The organism is Streptomyces sp. NPDC104831 (genome assembly GCF_055583025.1).
The window spans coordinates 1-17,340 of sequence record NZ_JBVJOT010000065.1 but is presented as its reverse complement, the minus strand read 5'-3'; the positions used below and the strand labels follow the sequence as shown (position 1 = coordinate 17,340).

Genomic DNA, 17,340 nt, shown 5'->3' with positions numbered 1-17,340 from the left:
AACAAGGGGGGGAGGGGGGGGGAGAACCTCATATTGGGTGCGCACCCCGGGGGGGGGGTGGGGGGGGGGGGGGGGGGGGGGGGGGGGCCGTCCCTCCCCCCCCCCCCCCCCCCCCCCAGCCGGGACACGTCCCCGTCCAGGCGGGGGAACAGCTCGGTGTCCGTGACCCGCACCTCGGGCCCGAACAGGGTGGACAGCGCCGGGCGGGGCTGCCCGGTCTGCAGCGCGACGACCTCGCGCAGCACGCCGGTCAGCTGCTCGGCCATCTCCTCGGCCGAGCCGAACCGGCGGTTCGGGTCGGGGTCGGTGGCGCGCACCAGCAGCCGGTAGAAGGACTCGTAGCGGCGGAACACCTCCAGGGTGTCCGGGTCGGGCAGCGAGTCGGCGTAGACGGTGGTGTAGCCCTGGAAGTCGAAGGTGAGCACCGCCAGGGTGCGGCCCACCGTGTACAGGTCGCTGGCCACCGACGGGCCGGTCTCGGCGACCTCGGGGGCCTGGTAGCCGACCGTGCCGTAGATCGCCGACTCCTCGTCGTCCACGCGGCGGACGGCGCCCATGTCGATCAGCTTGAGCTGGTCCTCGGTCTGGATGGCGTTGTCGACCTTGAAGTCGCAGTACAGCAGGTTCCTGCTGTGCAGGTGGCCGAGCGCCTCCAGGGCCTCGATGCCGTAGGCGCAGGCCTGTTCCACCGGCAGCGGGTCGCGGCGGCCGTCGGCGGCCCGGCGGGCGTTGGCGATCTCCTTCAGGGACTTGCCGCCGACGTACTCCATGACGATGTAGCCGTCGAGGGAGCCGGTGCGCGGGTCCAGGTGCTCCACGAAGTTGTAGATCCGCACGATGTTGGCGTGCTCGATCTCGGCGAGGAAGCGCCGCTCGGAGATCGCCGCGGCCATCGCGTCCTGGTCGCCGGTGTCCAGCAGGCCCTTGAGCACCACCCAGCGGTCGGAGACGGCCCGGTCCACGGCGAGGTAGATCCAGCCCAGCCCGCCGTGCGCGAGGCAGCCCGCGACCTCGTACTGGCCGTGCACGACGTCCCCGGCGCGCAGCTTGGGCACGAAGGAGTACGGGTGCCCGCACTTGGTGCAGAACCCTTCCGTGCGGCCCGGCCGGTCGCCGCGTGCCCGGCCCACCGGCGCCCCGCAGTCCGACCGGGAGCAGAACCGCTTGCGCTCGGGCACCTCAGGGCGTTCCAGCACCATCGCGCGCGGGTCGGGCCGCGGCACCTGCGGCACGGTCACCAGCCCGGCGCCCAGCCGCCCGCGCGCCGAGGCGGCGGAGGAGGAGCCCGAGCTGCGCACCGACACCGAGCGGCTCGTGGACCTCCCCGACACCGAACGGGACAGCCGCCCGGACACCGAGCGGCGCGAGCGCGAGGACTGCGACGACGTCCGCGCGCTGCCCGCGCCGCCGCTGTCGGCGGCCCCCCGGGCGATCCCGGTGGCCTGCGAGCCCACCATCCCCGCCCCCGAGGGGGCAGGGCCGGCCGACACCACCGGCGCCAGACCGCAGGTGTCGCAGTACAGCCCGCCGCCGACGTCCTCGTAGGCGCCGCCGCACCCCGGCCGCTGGCAGGTCTGTCCCGGCTGACTCATGACGCGTCCCCCTCGCGGTCCTGCGGTGCGCCCGCGCCGCCGAGCAGTTCGGCCGCCGCCCGCTGGTAGCGCAGCACCGCCTGTTCGGCCACGCGCAGGTCGCAGGGCGCGCTCCACAGCATGCGGCGGGCCGCGTCGTAGCGCTCCACCAGCAGCGGGTCCTCCGCCAGGCCGTGCCGGGCGACCTTCGCCTTGTAGGCGTCGAGCCGGCCGCGCAGCTCGGCGCGGACCGCCAGCGGCGCGGTGACCGCGGTCAGCGACTCGCGGGCGCGCAGCAGTTCCTCCTCGGCCTTCTCCTCCAGCGACTCCAGCAGCGGGGAGAGCCGGTGCCAGCGGCCCTGCCTGCGGTACTCGGCGGCGGTCGCCAGCTGTTCCTGGAGCGCGGTGGGCGGGCCGCCGACCACCGGCACCTCGGTGGCGGCGATCTTCGCCAGCACCTCGCCGCGCGCGGTCCGGGCCTCGGCGAGCGTGCGGTCCGCGCGGGAGAGCACGTCCCGCAGCCGGATCAGCCGCGCCTCGGCGTCCTGGCGCACGGTCAGCACCGCCTCGATCTCCCGGCGCACCTCCTCCAGGGCGCGGGCCGAGCGGTCGTACACCGTCGTGTCGGGGCGTCCGCCGCCGGGCGCCGAACTGCCCTCGGTGGGCACCCAGAACGCGAGCGGGTCGGCGACGACGTCCTCGCGCAGCCGGGTCAGGGTGCGGGTGATCCGCTCCAGGTCGTCGCCGGCCGGGTGCTCGCCCGGGCGCACCCCGACGGAGTGCGCGAGCTGCCGGGTGCGCTGGAGTTCCGCGGCGAGCAGGTCGATCCGCGCGGGCAGCGCCGACCACACCGCGTCGGCGGCGACGATCACGTCCAGGCTGGTCGCGTACAGCTCGTTCATCCGGTCCACCAGCGCCGGCAGCGTGAACGTCTCGCTGAGCCGGCCGCTGTCGCCGCCGGGGACGGTCACCGACTCCCCGCGCAGCAGCCCGGTCAGCTCCGCCAGGTCCTCGCGGCTGGACCAGCGGCGCCGGGCCCGGATCTCACGGGCGGTGCGCAGCGCGGCGGTGTAGGCGTCGAAGTACGCCCACAGCCGGGTGATCCGGGCCTCCGTGGCCTGCCAGCGCTCCCGGGTGACGCCGGTCAGCCCGGCGCCTTCGAGGAGTCTGCGGCCCGCGTGGTCCTGGAGGGCGAGCAGGGAGGTCTCGATCGCCTCGTGCTCCTGGCCGAGCCGCGCCAGCGCACGGTCCGCCTCGTCCCGGTCCATCACCGGCCCGGCGGGGTCCGTGACGCCCATCGATCACCTCTCGCTCGCAGTCTGTTCCGGTCGGGTGCGGCTCAACCGCCGCGCAGGTAGCGCGGGGCGGGCGGCTTCGACGCGGCCGGGTCCCTGCCCAGTGTGGCCGACAGCCAGTCGTCGTACGACTGCTGCCAGCCGTTCGCGCGATAGCCCACCAGGACGCGGTTGACCCGGCGTACCAGATCGTCGGCATCCTTCTTCATCGCCACGCCGTAGTACTCGGTCGTGAACGGCTTGCCCTTGAGTTCCACGGTCGGGTCCTGGGCGGCCTGGCTCGCGGCCAGCGCGCCGTCGGTCACCACGGCGTCCACCTCGCCGAGTTGCAGCCGCACCAGGCAGTCCAGCTGGCTGGGCACGGTGGTGGAGATGTCGGCGGAGGCGGGCAGCCGGCCCGCCTCGCGGTCGGCGTCCAGCTTGGCGTGGGCGGTCGAACCGGCGGCCGTGCACACCTTCTTGTGCGCGAGCGAGCCGTCGTAGCCCGTGACCGTCGAGGACTTGGGGGCGAGGACCTGCTGACCGGTGCGGAAGTAGGGCGCGGAGAAGGCGACCTGGCGCAGCCGGTCGCAGGTGATCGTCATCGTGCGGACGACCATGTCCACGCGGCCGTCCTGGATCGCCGGGATGCGCTGGTTGGTCGGGATGGCCTTGAACTGCACCGCGTCCCGGTCGCCGAGGATGTCCTCGGCGATGCGGTGCACGAGGTCGATGTCGAAGCCCTCCAGCCGGGCGCCCTCGGTGTTCGGGTTGCGGTAGCCCCAGCGGTAGCTGTTCTGGTCCACGCCGACGATCAGCTTGCGCTTGGCTCCCGTACGGGCCCGGATGGCGTCGATCGCCGGGCCGTCCGCGCCGGCCGGGGCGAGCGTCCGCTCGTGCGCCTCGGCGTCCACGCAGTCGCCGGTGCGGGCCTGTTCCCCGGCGGCGACCTTCTGCCCCGCCCGGTGCGGCTCGGCCGGCGCCCGCTGGGTGCACGGCAGCAGCAGGACGAACCCCAGCGCCAGCACGCACAGCACCGCCATCGTGGCGACTCCGCCCCAGCCCCGCAGGGAGGTCCGCGCACGGTTCGCGTTCATCGCCCCGCCCCCTGTCACCGGTACTCCGAAAGCCTGCGGCCTATGCCGGCGACGGCGCCGGCCGCGCCCAGCACCGCGAGGGCGGCGGCGCCCCCCGGCAGCCAGGCCAGCGCGTCCCGCCCGTCTTCGGCGTCCCGCCCGAACTCGGCGCGCTCGTGCGCGATGGCCCGCTCCAGGCCGCGGTCGACGCCGTCGAAGCACGCGGCGGTCGCGTCCTTCGCGCCGATCACCTTGTCCAGCGCCTGCTGGTAGTTGCCGTTCTCGTCCTCGGTGCGGGCCGCGGCGTGGCGCCGCTGCCAGACCGCCGTGTCGCCCTGTGCGGCCTCGACCGGGGCGGTGCCCTCCGGGTCGTCGGCGAGCCGCGCCGCCTCGGTCAGCGCCTTGCCGAGCACCGCCATGTCCTTGTCGAAGTCGTAGGAGTAGGCGTCGTACGTCTGTCCGGCCACGGTGACGGTCTCCGCGCCGCGCGCCACCAGGCTCAGGTTCTCGTTGCCGCGCGCCTTCAGGGCGGCGATCCGGGCGTCGTGCAGCACGTTGAGCGACCGGATGCCGTGCTCGTAGGAGCCGTCGAGCCCCGAGCGGGCCACGGCGTGGCCCACGACCAGCCACAGCAGCGCCGCCGTGGTCGCGGCGCTCGCGGCGACCAGGCCGCGGTTGAGGACGCGGTGGGTGCGCCGGTACAGGCGGTGCTGGGCCCAGCCGAGCGCGGCCAGGGCGAGCACGCCGAGCGCGATCGCCGCCCACGGGTACGGCGTCGCGTCGCCGTAGTCGGCGTCGAGCCGGCGGTTCTCCGTGGTGTAGAGCGCCTCGGCGGCCGGCAGCATCTGCTTCTGCATCTTCTCGTTGGCGTACCGCAGGTAGGCGCCGCCCACCGGGTAGCCCTGCCGGTTGTACGTCCGGGCCCGTTCCACGAGGCCCTTGTACTCGGGCAGCAGCCGGTTCAGCCGGGTGACGGTCGCCTCGGCCGCCGAGCCCGGTTCGGCGTTGGCGGCGGCGGTGACGAGCCCGGCGGCGGCCTCCCGGACGTCCTTCTCGTACTGCCGCCGGGAGGTGGGGTCCTCCTGCCCGCCGGCCAGGAACACGCTGGAGGCCGCGGTGTTGGCGTCGGCCAGCGAGCGGTAGATGCCTGCCGCGCCGAAGCTGAGCGGCTGGCTGCGGCGCAGCACGTCGTCGGCGGCGGCCGCGCGGGTGCTGGTCTGCCAGGCGGTGACCGCGCCGAACGCGAGGACCAGCAGGGCCAGTACGGCACCGATGATCCTGAGCCGCCCCGGTTCGGTGGTCGCGGCGGCCCGCGCCCGCTCGGCGCCCTCGGCGAAGGCGGTGCGCCGCGCGGGCGGCGGGGCAGGGGCGGCGGCGGGCGCGGTCCCGCCGCGGGGCTGGGCGGGGATGCCGGGGACACCGGCACCGCCGGCCGGCCCGGCCGGCGGTGCCGCGCTGCTCTTCGGCGGGTGTGTCACTCGACCTCCCCCATGGTCATCCGTTCGCCGCCCAGTATCACCGCCCGCCCTCTCGCGCGCACCGGGCTTCACTGGATCTTGATCGGATCGCGGCGGCCCGGGGGCGCGAGCCGGCGGACGCACCACCCCCCGGTAGGGAACACGGCGGTGACGGTGGATCGGTTCCCCCGGGGGACCGGTCAGGGGCGTTCCGTTTCCCAGTACCCGCGCGCCCGTTCGCCCGCCCGCGCCCCCGCGCCCAGGTGGTCCAGGCCCAGCAGGACCGCGCCGAGGACCGGGCGGGCCGTGACCACCCGGACGTCGGCCTTGGGGGCGCGCGCGGCCAGCAGGGCCCGCACGGCGTCGTCCAGCCGGCGGTGGCCGGCGGTGAGGACGCTGCCGCCGAGCAGTACCGGCGTCCGTTCGTCCAGCAGGTCCAGCCGGGACAGCGCGACCGTGGCCATCACCGTGATCTCCTCCGCGAGCCGCGTGACCAGCGCGCCCGCCACCCGGTCGCCGTCCGCCGCGGTGGCGAACAGCACCGGCGCCAGCTCGTGCCGCCGCTGGGGGGCGATGTGCTCCAGGTGCAGGGCCTCGATGAGCGCGTACATGGTGGGCAGCCCGAAGTGCGCGGGCAGGGTGCGCGCCAGCGCGGTCGGCTCGCCGCGGCCGTCCTCCGCGCGGGCCGCGTGCCACAGCGCCTCCTCCGCCATGCCCCAGCCGCCGCCCCAGTCACCGGAGATCCGGCCGATGGCCGGGAACCGGGCGGTGCGCCCGTCGGGCCGCATGCCCACGCAGTTGATGCCGGCCCCGCACACCACGGCCACCCCGCGCGGCTCGGCGACGCCCGCCCGCAGGATGGCGAAGGTGTCGTTGCGCACCTCCACCGACGCGCCCCACGCCCGGGCGCGCAGCGCGTTCGCCAGCCGTTCCTCCTCCACCGGCAGATCGGCGTTGGCCAGGCACGCCGACACGTGCGAGACGGACGTGACGCCCGCGTCCGCGAAGGCGCGCGCGACCGGCCCGGCGAGCGCGTCCACGGCCGCCGCCACGCCCACCGCGGGCGGGCGGAAGCCGCCGCCGCGGGCCGTGGCCAGCACCTCGCCGCCGGCGCCGACCACGGCCACGTCGGTCTTGCTGTTGCCCGCGTCGATGGCGAGAACCCTCGGGGACGGGGGTGCGGTCAGGCCCACGCCAGGTGCTCCCGGTTGTGCGCGACCAGCCGGTCGGCGAGGGCGTCGGCGTACGCGTGCTGCCCGATCAGGGGGTGCGCCAGCAGCGCGCGGAACACCCGGTCCCGGCCGCCGCGCAGCGCCGCGTCCAGCGCCAGGTCCTCGTACGCCGTCACGTTCGCGACCAGGCCCGAGAACAGCGGGTCGAGCGCCGGTACGGGCAGCGGGACCGGGCCCGCCGGGCCGACCGCCGCCTGCACCTCGATCACCGCGTCGTCCGGCAGGAACGGCAGCGTGCCCCGGTTGAGCGTGTTCACCACCTGGTACGGGCTGCCTCCCCCGCCCAGCAGTGCCGCCGCGAGGTCCACGGCCGCCTCCGAGTAGAAGGCGCCGCCGCGCCGGGCCAGCAGCGCCGGCTTCTCGTCCAGGGCCGGGTCGCCGTACATCTCCAGCAACTCCCGTTCCATCGCGGCCACCTCGGCGGCCCGGGAGGGCTTGGTGCGCAGTTCGCGGACGACCTCGTCGTGGGCGTAGTAGTAGCGCAGGTAGTAGGAGGGGACCACGCCGAGGCCCTCCAGCAGGGGGCGGGGCAGGCGGACGTCGGCGGCGATGGCCTCGCCGTGCTCGGTCAGCAGCCGGGGCAGGACGTCCTCGCCGTCCGGTCCGCCCAGCCGCACGCCCGTTTCCCAGGTGAGGTGGTTCAGGCCCACGTGGGCCAGGTGCACCTCGGCCGGGGTCGTGCCCAGCAGCGCGGCGAACTTGCGCTGGAAGCCGATCGCCACGTTGCACAGGCCGACCGCCCGGTGCCCTTCCCGCAGCAGGGCGCGGGTGACGATGCCGACCGGGTTGGTGAAGTCGATGATCCAGGCGCGCGGGTTGGCCCGGCGGACCCGTTCGGCGATGTCGAGCACGACCGGGACCGTGCGCAGGGCCTTGGCCAGGCCGCCCGCGCCGGTGGTCTCCTGGCCGACGCAGCCGCACTCCAGCGGCCAGGTCTCGTCCTTCTCGCGGGCCGCCTGGCCGCCGACGCGCAGCTGGAGCAGGACGGCGTCGGCGCCGTCGACCCCCGCGTCCAGGTCGGAGGTGGTGACGATCCGGCCGCCGTGGCCCTGCCGGGCGAAGATCCGCCGGGCCAGCCCGCCGACCAGCTCCAGCCGGTCCGCGGCCGGGTCGACCAGCACCAGTTCCTCCACGGGCAGGGTGTCGCGCAGGCGGGCGAAGCCGTCGACGAGTTCGGGGGTGTAGGTCGAGCCGCCGCCGACCACGGTGAGTTTCACAGTCAGATCAACCCTTTACTCCGGTGAGCGTCACGCCTTCGACGAACGCCTTCTGGGCGAGGAAGAACACGAGGATGACGGGGGCCATGACCAGCACGGTCGCGGCCATGGTGAGGTTCCAGTCGGTGTGGTGGGCGCCCTTGAAGGACTCCAGTCCATAGGACAGTGTCCAGGCGCCGGGGTTATCGGACGCGTAGATCTGCGGGCCGAAGTAGTCGTTCCAGGCGTAGAAGAACTGGAAGAGGGCCACGGCCGCGATGCCCGGCCTGGCCATGGGCAGCACCACGCGCAGCAGGGTGCGCAGTTCGCCGCAGCCGTCGACCTTGGCCGCGTCCAGGTACTCGTTCGGGATCGTCGTCAGGAACTGGCGCAGCAGGAAGATGGAGAACGCGTCCCCGCAGGCCATGGGGAGGATCAGCGGCCACAGCGTGCCGGACAGGTCCAGCTGCCTGGCCCAGAACAGGTACATCGGGATGACGACCACCTGGGGCGGCAGCATCATCATCGCGACCACCAGCATCAGCGACAGCCTGCGGCCCCGGAAGCGGAACTTGGCGAGCGCGTAGGCCACCGGCAGCGAGGACACCACGGTGAGGACGGTGCCCAGGCCGGCGTAGAGCAGCGTGTTGCGCCACCAGGTGAGGAAGCCGGGGGTGTCGAACACCTTCCGGTAGTTGCCCCACTCCCAGGTGTGCGGGACCAGGTCCCGGCTGAGCGCCTGGCTGTCGCTCATCAGCGAGGTCAGGACCACGAAGACGAAGGGGAGGACGAAGAACAGCGCGGTCGCCACGCCCAGGGAGTGGACGGCTATCCACTCCAGATGTGCCTTGCGGCGGGTCATACGTCAGTCACCTGCCTGGATCAGGCCGCCGCGGCGCCGCATCAGCAGCGCGGTGAACGCCATCGACAGGGCGAACAGCACCAGCGCCACCACGCACGCCGAGCCGTAGTCGAAGCGCTGGAAGCCGAGGTTGTAGACGAGCTGGGGGAGGGTGAGCGTCGACTTGTCGGGGTAGCCGGGCTCGAACTGGGTGCCGGCGCCCTGGATCACCCCGGAGGCGACCTTCCCGGCGACCAGCGGCTGGGTGTAGTACTGCATGGTCTGGATCACGCCCGTGACCACCGCGAACAGCACGATGGGGGAGATGTTCGGCAGCGTCACGTACCGGAACCGCTGCCAGGCCGAGGCCCCGTCCAGCTCGGCCGCCTCGTACTGCTCCGCCGGTACGTCGAGCAGCGCGGCCATGAAGATCACCATCAGGTCGCCGATGCCCCACAGCGCCAGCAGGGTCAGCGCCGGCTTGGACCAGGCCGGGTCGCCGAACCAGCCCGGCGCGGGCAGGCCGGCCTTCTCCAGTAGGGAGTTCACCGGGCCGGTGCCGGGGTTGAGCAGGAACGCGAAGGCCATGGTGGCCGCGACCGGCGGGGCGAGGTAGGGCAGGTAGAACAGGGTGCGGAAGGCGCCCGTCGCCGTCTTGATCCTGGTGATGAGCATCCCGACGCCCAGTCCGAAGACCACGCGCAGGCTCACCATGATCACGACCAGCCACAGGGTGTTGCGCAGCGCGGGCCAGAACAGCGGGTAGTGCTCGAAGACGTAGACCCAGTTCCGCGCGCCGGTCCACTCCGGTGGCCGGAAGCCGTCGTAGTGCATGAAGGAGAAGTAGACGGTCGAGAGCAGCGGGTAGGCGAAGAAGACCGTGAAGCCGACGAGCCAGGGCGCCATGAAGGCGAGCGTGCGCAGGGCCGAGCGGCGGCGCTTGGCCGCCAGGGTGCCGGCGCTCACGGCCGCGCCTGCACGATGTCGGTGTCGATCTGCGCGGCCGCCTTCTCGAGCCCGGCCTTCAGGTCGGTGGCCTTGCCGCTCTCGTAGTCGTAGCCGAACTGCTGGATCGTCACCAGGTACACCCCGCCGTTGACGGAGGCGGGCGCCGAGGTGGAGTGAGGGTGGGCGGCGATGTCCAGGAACGTCTTGAACCGCGGGTCGTACCTCAGCTTCGGGGACTTCAGCGCGGCGAGCGTGGAGGGCACGTTGTGGATGTCGTTGGCGAAGCCGGTCACCGCGTCCGTGTCCGTGGTGACGTACTTGACGAACTCCCAGGCGGCGTTCTGCTTGTGGCTGGTGGCGGCGATGCCCGCGACGGTGCCGGTGACGTAGCCCTTGCCGTACTGGTCGGCCTGGTCGTCCGGGACGGGCAGCGGGGCCACCCCGATCTCGAAGTCCGGCTTCGCCTCCTCGGCCATCCCGAGCCGCCACTCGCCGTCCATCTGCATGGCGACCTGGCCGGTGTGGAAGGGGTGCTTGGGACCCCACTCGTCGCCGAGGGTGGCCCGGTACCGCTCCAGCCTGCGGAACCCGCCGAGTTCGTCCACCAGCTTCTTCTGGAGGGTGAACGCCTTCGCGAAGGCGGGGTCCCGCGCGACGCGGGACCTGCCGTCCCTGCCGAAGTACGTCGGCGAGAACTGGCCGAGGTAGTGCTCGGTGGTGGACTCCCAGCCGTGGTAGTTCGGCATGAAGCCGAGCTGCCGGTAGCCGTCGCCCGAACGGATCGTCAGCTTGCGGGCGTCGGTGAGGAACTCGGACCACGTCCGCGGCGGGCGCGCGATGCCGGCCTTCTCGAACGCCGTCTTGTTGTAGTACAGCCCGTACGCGTCGCCGAGCAGCGGGACCGCGCAGCGCTCGCCCTCGAACGCGGTGTACTCCGCCATGGGCTTCGGGAACGTCTTCTCCGGGTCGATCCCGGACTTGGCGAAGAAGGGGTTGAGGTCCACCAGCGCGCCCGAGGAGCAGAACCTGCCCACGCTGTTGGTGGTGAACGAGGAGATCACGTCCGGGGCCCGGTCGCCGCCCGCCCGCAGCGCCTGGTTGATCTTGTCGTCGGTCATGTTCCCGACGACCTTCACGTGGAGGTTGGGGTGCGCCCGCTCGAACCCGGCGACCAGCGACTCCACGGCCCGCACCTCGTTCGGCGCGCTCCAGGCGTGCCAGAAGGTGATCGTGGCCTCCTTCGAGGGGTCGTCGGTGGCGCTCCCGACGGACCGGCCGGTACACCCGGCGGTGAGCAGCACCGCGGGAACCACCAGGGCGAAAGCCGCTTTTCGGGCGGCTTTGGGTAGGGGTATGGGCATGACGGGGTCTCCCAGGGGGACGGGTCGGGGAAGAGGGGGAAGGCCGGGGGCGCTCAGCGCGAGGTGTCGAAGACCTCGTCGCGGGTGGCGGCGAGCGCGGACTCCAGCGCGCCGCGCAGTACGGGGTGTTCGCGCACCTCGCCGACGACGAGCCGGGGCCGGGTGGCGGCCAGCTCCGCCAGTTCGGCCTGGACGAGGGCCCGCAGCACCTCGCCGCCGGCCGTCAGCGCGGAGCCGCCGAGGACGACGAGTTCGGGATCGAGGACGGAGACGAGCGAGGCGAGACCGGTGGCCAGCCGGGTGGCGTAGGTCCGCAGCAGCTCCCGGTGGGGGCCGTCGGCGTGGTCGGCGGCGCGCGCCACGAGCCGGGTGGCGGCCTCGGTGTACGGCCCCGGGGGCACGGGGGATATGCCCAGTTCCCGGGCCAGCTGCGGCAGCGCCTGGGAGCCGGCCAGCTCCTGGTAGCCGCCGCTGCCCGCCCGGGTGACCCGGCGTACCAGCGGGGCGCCCGGCACCGGCAGGAAGCCGACCTCGCCGGCGCCGCCGGTCCAGCCCCGGTGCAGCCGGCCGCCCAGCACCAGCGCGGCGCCGAGGCCCTCCTGGTTCCACAGCAGGACGAAGTCCTCGTGGCCGCGGGCCGCGCCGAGCCGCTGTTCGGCCACGGCGGCGAGGTTGACGTCGTTCTCGTACTCCACCGGCATCGGCAGCGCCGCCGCGAGGTCGTCGAGCAGCGTGGGGGAGTGCCAGCCGGGCAGGTGGGAGGCGTAGCGCAGCCGCCCGGTGCCCGGGTCGAAGGCGCCGGGGGTGCCGACGACCAGCCGGTGCACGTCGGACCGGGCGAGCCCGGCGGCCTTGACCGCGCCGTCGAGGGCGTCGGTCACCTGCCGCACGACCGGCCGGGCGGACCGCCGGCCGGGGGTGGGCAGCTCGTACTCGCCGACCGTGCGGCCGGTGATGTCGGCGACGGCGGCCCGGATGCGGTGCGGGGTGACGTCGATCCCGGCGGCGTACGCCACGGCCGGATCGATCGCGTACAGCTGGGCGCCCGGACCCGGCCGGCCCTCGCTGGTGCCGGTGACCCGGACCAGCCCGGCCGCCTCCAGGCGGGCCAGCAACTGGGAGGCCGTGGGCTTGGACAGGCCGGTCAGCTTGCCGATCCGGGTGCGCGAGAGCGGGCCGTGCGCCAGCAGCAGGTCCAGGGCGGCGCGGTCGTTCATGGCGCGCAGGACGCGCGGGGTGCCCGGCGTACCGGCGGTTCCTGCCATGGGGGTCCACACCTGCCTTTCCGGCCGCCCAGCTTTTCAGTGCCCCGGGCGCGGCGTCCAGTCGTGATCGACGGGCGCCCGGGAGATCACTGTTAGGAAAGTTTCCTGTTCGGGTGGGAGGAACGTAAGCCGAGGACGAAGGGGGCGTCAATAGGCGTCGACGACAGCGGCCCCCGGGCAACGTTGTCGTCGTCCGGGGGCCGCCGCGTGCGCGAACCGTTCCGCTATTTCGCCGGCGGTGCCGGCCGCTGGGTGACGATCGGGGACGCCGCCGCCGACTGCGGCGAGTCCGCGTTGGAGTACACCGACGGGGCCGCCACCGCCGCCGTCGGGTCCGGGGCGTCCTCGGCGTCCTCGACCGCCGTCGCGCCGCCCACGATCCGGATGCTCGCCGCGTCGAACGCCCGCTTGATCCGCCAGCGCAGCTCCCGCTCCACCGTCACCGACTTGCCGGGCATGGTCTTCGCCGACACCCGGACCACCATGGAGTCGATCAGCACCGAGTCCAGGCCGAGGACCTGCACCGGGCCCCACAGCAGCTCGTTCCAGGGCTCTTCCCTGGTCATCTTCTCGGCGACCTCGTCCAGCGTGGCCTTGACCCGGTCCAGGTCCTCGCCCGCCCGGACGGTCACGTCCACCCCGGCCGTCGCCCAGCCCTGCGACAGGTTCCCGATCCGCTTCACCTCGCCGTTGCGGACGTACCAGATCTCCCCGCCGTCGCCGCGCAGCTTGGTCACCCGCAGCCCGACCTCGATCACCTCGCCGGTGGCCACGCCCGCGTCGATCACGTCCCCGACGCCGTACTGGTCCTCCAGGATCATGAACACGCCGGACAGGAAGTCGGTGACCAGGTTGCGCGCGCCGAAACCGATCGCCACACCCGCGACACCGGCCGACGCCAGCAGCGGCGCCAGGTTGATCTCGAAGGTGGACAGCACCATCAGCGCGGCCGTGCCGAGGATGAGGAAGCTCGCCACCGAGCGCAGCACCGAGCCGATGGCCGCCGAACGCTGCCGCCGCCGCTCCGCGTTGACCAGCAGCCCGCCCAGCGCGGTGCCGTCCACGGCCTGCGCGGTACGGCCCATCCGGTCGATCAGCTGGGTGATCGCCCGCCGCACCGCCGCCCGCAGCGCCACCGCCACGACCACGATCAGCAGGATCCTCAGGCCCATCGCGAGCCAGGTCGACCAGTTCTGCTCGACCCAGCTCGCCGCGTTCGTCGCGCTCTCCTGGGCGTCCTGGAGCGTCGGCACGGCCGGGGGCGTCGACGGCGACGGCGAGGGCGACGGGGACGGCGGGGTGCCGGCGGCCACGAGGAGGGCGGGCAGGGACGACACGGCAGGTACCTCCAGGTGCTGCGCGGTCCGGACCGGCGGGGGGCAAGGTCACGGAAAGGTCACCGGGCGGACGGAACCACCACACTAACGGGGCATCCCGGCTGTCCCGTGCCGTTCCGTGCGGCGGGCGCGCAGGAGAGACACGGCTCACGCGGGCTTGAACGGGCCGTGGAACGGGGGATGAATCAGATGTGGTCGAAAACACTCCCAGCCCGTTACCGGGACATGGTGGCGCTTCCACCAGGCATGAGGGGAGACTGACTGCAGATCGTCCCGGCGCGAGCCACGCGCCGCCGACGCCCAAGGAGGCACCCGTGCCGCATGTCCTGGTCCTCAACGCGTCGTACGAGCCGCTCGGCGTCGTACCGCTCCGCCGCGCGCTCGTCCTCGTCCTGGAGAACAAGGCCGTCTCCCTCGAGGAATCCGGCGCCTATATGCACAGCGCGACCGTCACCCTCCCCGCACCCAGCGTGGTCCGGCTCAAACGATTCGTGCGGGTCCCCTACCGAGGGCCCGTCCCGCTGACCCGCCGAGCGCTGTTCGCCCGCGACGGGGGCCGGTGCATGTACTGCGGTGGCGTCGCAACCAGCGTCGACCACGTCATCCCGCGCAGCCGCGGGGGCAAGCACGTCTGGGACAACGTGGTGGCCTCCTGCCGCCGCTGCAACCACGTCAAGGCCGACCGCCACCTCGTCGAGCTGGGCTGGCGGCTGAGACACAAGCCGGCTCCGCCGACCGGGCTGGCCTGGCGCATCATCGGCACCGGGCACCGGGATCCGCGCTGGCTGCCGTACCTGCAACCGTACGGCGCCGATGACGCCCTGGCCCGGATCGACGGCGTGTCCGCCTAGATCCGGGCCCCTGTGTTCGCGCCGGCGGAACGGGGCGGCGGCGGCTCGCCGGCGGGCGGCCCGGCGGGTCAGCCGCGGGGCCCCTCCGGACGCGCTCCCCGGGCCGCGTACAGCGCCGTGCCCAGGACGAACGCCGTCACCGCCGCCGCCCAGGCGCCCGGCTCCGCGCCCGGCTGCATCGGCCAGGCCCAGACCGTGGCCGCCCGGCCGTGGGCGGTGCCGGAGCCCAGGTAGACGGCGGTGACGTAGGCGAACGCGGGGAGCCAGCTCAGACGGGCGCCCAGCAGCACGGCCGCCGTCGCGGTGACGCCCGTGCAGCCGAGGGTGTTGCGGAGCACGGCGGGCGGGCCGAACGTCCCGGCGTGGCCGAGCACGGCCGGGGCCACCAGCAGCGCGGCCAGCACGGTCAGTCCGGCCGCCTGGGCCAGGCGCCGCGGCCACCAGGGGCGTACGGCGGTGCGGTCCAGCTCGTCCGAGGCGCTGTACAGACTCGTGCCGATCACCGCCGACGCCAGCAGCGGGGCCAGCGCGACGATCGGCACCCGGCGGTCGGGGTCGAGGTAGGCGTCCAGCCGGCCGGCCGCCCACACCGCGAAGGCCGCCGTGGCGGCGAGCGCGGCCAGGGTGGCGGGCAGGGCGCGGGAGCGGGCGTAGAGCAGGAGTCCGGTCACGGCGCGGGCACCCCCCGGGCGTCGCAGCGGGCGCGGGCCGCGAAGTAGGCCGACAGCCACGCGCGGCGCTCCTTCCCGGTCAGCGCCGCGAACCGGGCCTCGTCCGCGCGGCGCGCGCGCAGCGCGGCGCGGTGGGCCGGGTCGCCCCTGGCGTCCAGGGCGTCGAAGTACTCCTGCTGAGGGGCCGGCGCCAGATAGTCGGAGACGACGTGGTCCGCGCGCTCCACCCGGGCGCCGAGCCCGTCGTCGGCGCAGTCGCGCCCCTGCAGCGCCCTCGCGGCCTCCCACGCGAACTGCGCCGGATCCGTCAGCCGCCCCCGTACGACCGACCGGCCGAGCGGGGTGATGCCCGGCAGCCGTGCCTCGCCGGCGCGCGCCGCGCCCGCGTGGTCCGCCCAGCGCACCGGCACGTTCCGCACGCCCGCCAGCCTGTCCGTGATCCCCGACAGGGCGTCGCCGACCTGCGGGAGCAGCCCGGCGTACCGGGCGTTCACACAGACCGCCGGGGTGGTGGAGGTGTCGCACACCTGACGCCGGGCGAGCGGGTCCGGATGCCCCAGGCCCTCCCCGCCGGTCCGGGCCAGCAGCACGCCCGCGGCCACGGCGGCGGCCAGCGGGAGCAGGGCCGTCACCCGGCGCCGCGCCGCGTACGCCAGCACGGCGGCGACCGCCGGGCCGCCCGCCCACACCGCCATGGCCCACGGCTGCCACCACACCGGCTCCCAGCCGTCCGGGAACGAGGCGGCCGGGCTCAGGGCCCGGGCGGCGGACGAGCCGCCGGCCGTCGCGAACCCCAGCCCCAGGTACCCGGCCGTCGCCAGCAGCGGCGCCGCCAGCCGGGTGCGCAGGACCCGCCCCGCCACCTGCCCGGCCAGCACGCCCGCGGCCATGACGGCGGCGTCCCCCGGCAGGTGCCCCGGATGCGGCCGGTCGCCCCGGGCGTACGGCCAGGTGGCGAGCAGGGCCAGGGCCGCCGCGACCAGGTAGCCGACGGCCACCCACACCGCCACCGGCAGCGCCGCCGCCAGCAGACGGGCCAGCGGCGGCCGTACGGTCGTCCCCCACAGCTCCTCGGTGCGCCGCCGCCGTTCCCGGCCGCCCTGCCAGCAGCCCGCCGCGACGGCCAGCGGAAGGGCGGCCAGCAAAGTGGTGTGCGTCTGCCCGGCGGTCTCCGACCAGCCGCCCTGCCAGCGGTCCGCCTTGCCCCACAGCGCCCCGCCCACCGTCAGCAGCACCGCGGCCCCGGCCCAGGGCCCGAAGCCCCGCAGCCACTCCGCCCGCAGCGGGTGCGGGGCGCGCCCGGGCGGCGCGGACCCGGTCACCGGGGTCGTCGTCACACCGCCTCCCGGGCGCGCAGGGCACGGTGGGCCCGCAGCGCGGCCGTGTAACCGCGCTCGATCGGGTGGTCGCCCGGGCCGCCGGAGGTCTCGCCGAGCAGGGTGAGCGCGGCGGGCGTGCCCCGGTAGGCGATCCGGCCGCCGTCCAGCAGGGTGACCTCCGTGCAGGCGGCGGCCACGTCCTCCACCAGGTGGGTGGAGACGACCACGGTCGCCGTGGCGCCCAGCTCGCGCAGCAGCTCCCGGAACTCCACCCGCTGCTCCGGGTCCAGACCGGCGGTCGGCTCGTCCAGCAGCAGCACGGCGGGGTCGTTGACGATGGCCTGCGCGATGCCGACCCGGCGGATCATGCCGCCGGACAGCGTGCGCACCTTGGCGTCGATCCGGCCGGCGAGGCCCACCCGGGCCACCGCCCGCTCCACGGCCGCCGGCACCCGCGCGGCCGGCATCTCCTTCAGCCAGGCCACGTACGCGACGAACTCCCGCACGGTGAACCCCGGGTAGTAGCCGAACTCCTGCGGCAGATAGCCCAGCCGCCGCCGCACCCCGGCCAGGCCGCGGCGGCCGGCGATGTCCTCGCCGAGCAGCTCCACCCGGCCGGTGTCCGGCCGCGCCACCGTGGCCAGCACCCGGATCAGCGAGGTCTTCCCGGCCCCGTTCGGCCCGAGCAGTCCGTGCACTCCGGTGCCGAGCACCAGGTCGAGCGAGTCGAGGGCGAGCGTCTTGCGGTGCCGGACACCGAGGCCGGTCACGCGTAGGGAACTCATGGGTCTCCAGGAGAAGGGGAGAGGGTGTTCGGGGCCGCGGTCCCGGGCCGGGCCGGGGCGTCGGGGCCGGGGGGGGGGGGGGGGGGGGGGGGGGGGGGGGGGGGGGGGGGGGGGGGGGGGGTGGGAGAACGGGGGGAGGCCCGCGAGCGCGCGCGG

15 protein-coding genes are annotated in these 17,340 nt (G+C 74.7%); 1 reads left to right on the top strand and 14 read right to left on the bottom strand.

Annotated features, from left to right (window positions below):
* From ACZ63H_RS32550 to ACZ63H_RS32500, 11 genes are all read right to left on the bottom strand, one after another.
* Nucleotides 1–1,592 (bottom strand): serine/threonine protein kinase (locus ACZ63H_RS32550; RefSeq protein WP_469871303.1); only part of this gene is annotated, 1,592 nt, incomplete at its 3' end.
* Complete coding sequence (locus ACZ63H_RS32545) at nucleotides 1,589–2,869, bottom strand: hypothetical protein (protein WP_469871301.1); 1,281 nt, start codon at nucleotides 2,867–2,869, stop codon at nucleotides 1,589–1,591. The genes ACZ63H_RS32550 and ACZ63H_RS32545, both read right to left, overlap by 4 nt.
* 41 nt (nucleotides 2,870–2,910) lie before the next feature.
* Entirely contained in the window at nucleotides 2,911–3,942 is a 1,032-nt protein-coding gene (locus ACZ63H_RS32540; RefSeq protein WP_469871299.1) for a glutamate ABC transporter substrate-binding protein, read from the bottom strand.
* Nucleotides 3,943–3,956: 14 nt separating this feature from the next.
* Nucleotides 3,957–5,399 carry a hypothetical protein gene (locus tag ACZ63H_RS32535; RefSeq protein WP_469871297.1) on the bottom strand — a complete coding sequence of 481 codons (1,443 nt, stop codon included), beginning with the start codon at nucleotides 5,397–5,399 and terminating at the stop codon, nucleotides 3,957–3,959.
* Nucleotides 5,400–5,578: 179 nt separating this feature from the next.
* Nucleotides 5,579–6,571, bottom strand: a complete 993-nt coding sequence (locus tag ACZ63H_RS32530; RefSeq protein ID WP_469871295.1) for an N-acetylglucosamine kinase — start codon at nucleotides 6,569–6,571, stop codon at nucleotides 5,579–5,581.
* Nucleotides 6,562–7,827 carry a 6-phospho-beta-glucosidase gene (locus ACZ63H_RS32525; protein ID WP_469871293.1) on the bottom strand — a complete coding sequence of 422 codons (1,266 nt, stop codon included), beginning with the start codon at nucleotides 7,825–7,827 and terminating at the stop codon, nucleotides 6,562–6,564. The genes ACZ63H_RS32530 and ACZ63H_RS32525 overlap by 10 nt, the downstream gene beginning before the upstream one ends.
* Nucleotides 7,828–7,834: 7 nt before the next feature.
* Nucleotides 7,835–8,668 (bottom strand): carbohydrate ABC transporter permease, encoded by an 834-nt coding sequence (locus ACZ63H_RS32520; protein ID WP_469871291.1) that lies wholly within the window; start codon nucleotides 8,666–8,668, stop codon nucleotides 7,835–7,837.
* Between the two features lie 3 nt (nucleotides 8,669–8,671).
* Nucleotides 8,672–9,613 carry a carbohydrate ABC transporter permease gene (locus ACZ63H_RS32515; RefSeq protein ID WP_469871289.1) on the bottom strand — a complete coding sequence of 314 codons (942 nt, stop codon included), beginning with the start codon at nucleotides 9,611–9,613 and terminating at the stop codon, nucleotides 8,672–8,674.
* Nucleotides 9,610–10,956: an ABC transporter substrate-binding protein gene (locus tag ACZ63H_RS32510; RefSeq protein WP_469871287.1), complete on the bottom strand. Its 1,347-nt coding sequence runs from the start codon at nucleotides 10,954–10,956 to the stop codon at nucleotides 9,610–9,612. Before ACZ63H_RS32510 ends, ACZ63H_RS32515 begins: the two co-directional genes overlap by 4 nt.
* 53 nt (nucleotides 10,957–11,009) lie before the next feature.
* Nucleotides 11,010–12,221 carry an ROK family transcriptional regulator gene (locus ACZ63H_RS32505; RefSeq protein ID WP_469871285.1) on the bottom strand — a complete coding sequence of 404 codons (1,212 nt, stop codon included), beginning with the start codon at nucleotides 12,219–12,221 and terminating at the stop codon, nucleotides 11,010–11,012.
* Nucleotides 12,222–12,445: 224 nt separating this feature from the next.
* Entirely contained in the window at nucleotides 12,446–13,558 is a 1,113-nt protein-coding gene (locus tag ACZ63H_RS32500; protein WP_469871283.1) for a mechanosensitive ion channel family protein, read from the bottom strand.
* A gap of 314 nt (nucleotides 13,559–13,872) precedes the next feature.
* On the opposite strand from ACZ63H_RS32500, the gene ACZ63H_RS32495 reads away from it, so the two are divergent.
* Entirely contained in the window at nucleotides 13,873–14,409 is a 537-nt protein-coding gene (locus ACZ63H_RS32495) for an HNH endonuclease (protein ID WP_030608086.1), read from the top strand.
* Between the two features lie 68 nt (nucleotides 14,410–14,477).
* Here the strand turns inward: ACZ63H_RS32495 and ACZ63H_RS32490 are convergent, their stop codons facing one another.
* The 3 genes from ACZ63H_RS32490 to ACZ63H_RS32480 are packed head-to-tail and all read right to left on the bottom strand — an operon-like array spanning nucleotide 14,478 to nucleotide 17,184.
* Entirely contained in the window at nucleotides 14,478–15,080 is a 603-nt protein-coding gene (locus ACZ63H_RS32490) for a hypothetical protein (protein ID WP_469871281.1), read from the bottom strand.
* A complete protein-coding gene (locus tag ACZ63H_RS32485) occupies nucleotides 15,077–16,417 on the bottom strand; it encodes a hypothetical protein (protein WP_469871279.1) in 1,341 nt (446 codons plus the stop codon). Before ACZ63H_RS32485 ends, ACZ63H_RS32490 begins: the two co-directional genes overlap by 4 nt.
* The gene (locus tag ACZ63H_RS32480) at nucleotides 16,414–17,184 is read right to left on the bottom strand and encodes an ABC transporter ATP-binding protein (RefSeq protein ID WP_469871277.1); all 771 of its coding nucleotides are present in this window, start codon (nucleotides 17,182–17,184) and stop codon (nucleotides 16,414–16,416) included. The genes ACZ63H_RS32485 and ACZ63H_RS32480 overlap by 4 nt, the downstream gene beginning before the upstream one ends.
* Nucleotides 17,185–17,340: the final 156 nt, after the last annotated feature.

Bases quoted from the DNA above. Each gene is read 5' to 3' on its own strand.
- ACZ63H_RS32545 (WP_469871301.1), bottom strand. From the start codon at position 2,869: ATGGGCGTCACGGACCCCGCCGGGCCGGTGATGGACCGGGACGAGGCG.
- ACZ63H_RS32540 (WP_469871299.1), bottom strand. From the start codon at position 3,942: ATGAACGCGAACCGTGCGCGGACCTCCCTGCGGGGCTGGGGCGGAGTC.
- ACZ63H_RS32520 (WP_469871291.1), bottom strand. From the start codon at position 8,668: ATGACCCGCCGCAAGGCACATCTGGAGTGGATAGCCGTCCACTCCCTG.
- ACZ63H_RS32510 (WP_469871287.1), bottom strand. From the start codon at position 10,956: ATGCCCATACCCCTACCCAAAGCCGCCCGAAAAGCGGCTTTCGCCCTG.
- ACZ63H_RS32505 (WP_469871285.1), bottom strand. From the start codon at position 12,221: ATGGCAGGAACCGCCGGTACGCCGGGCACCCCGCGCGTCCTGCGCGCC.
- ACZ63H_RS32480 (WP_469871277.1), bottom strand. From the start codon at position 17,184: ATGAGTTCCCTACGCGTGACCGGCCTCGGTGTCCGGCACCGCAAGACG.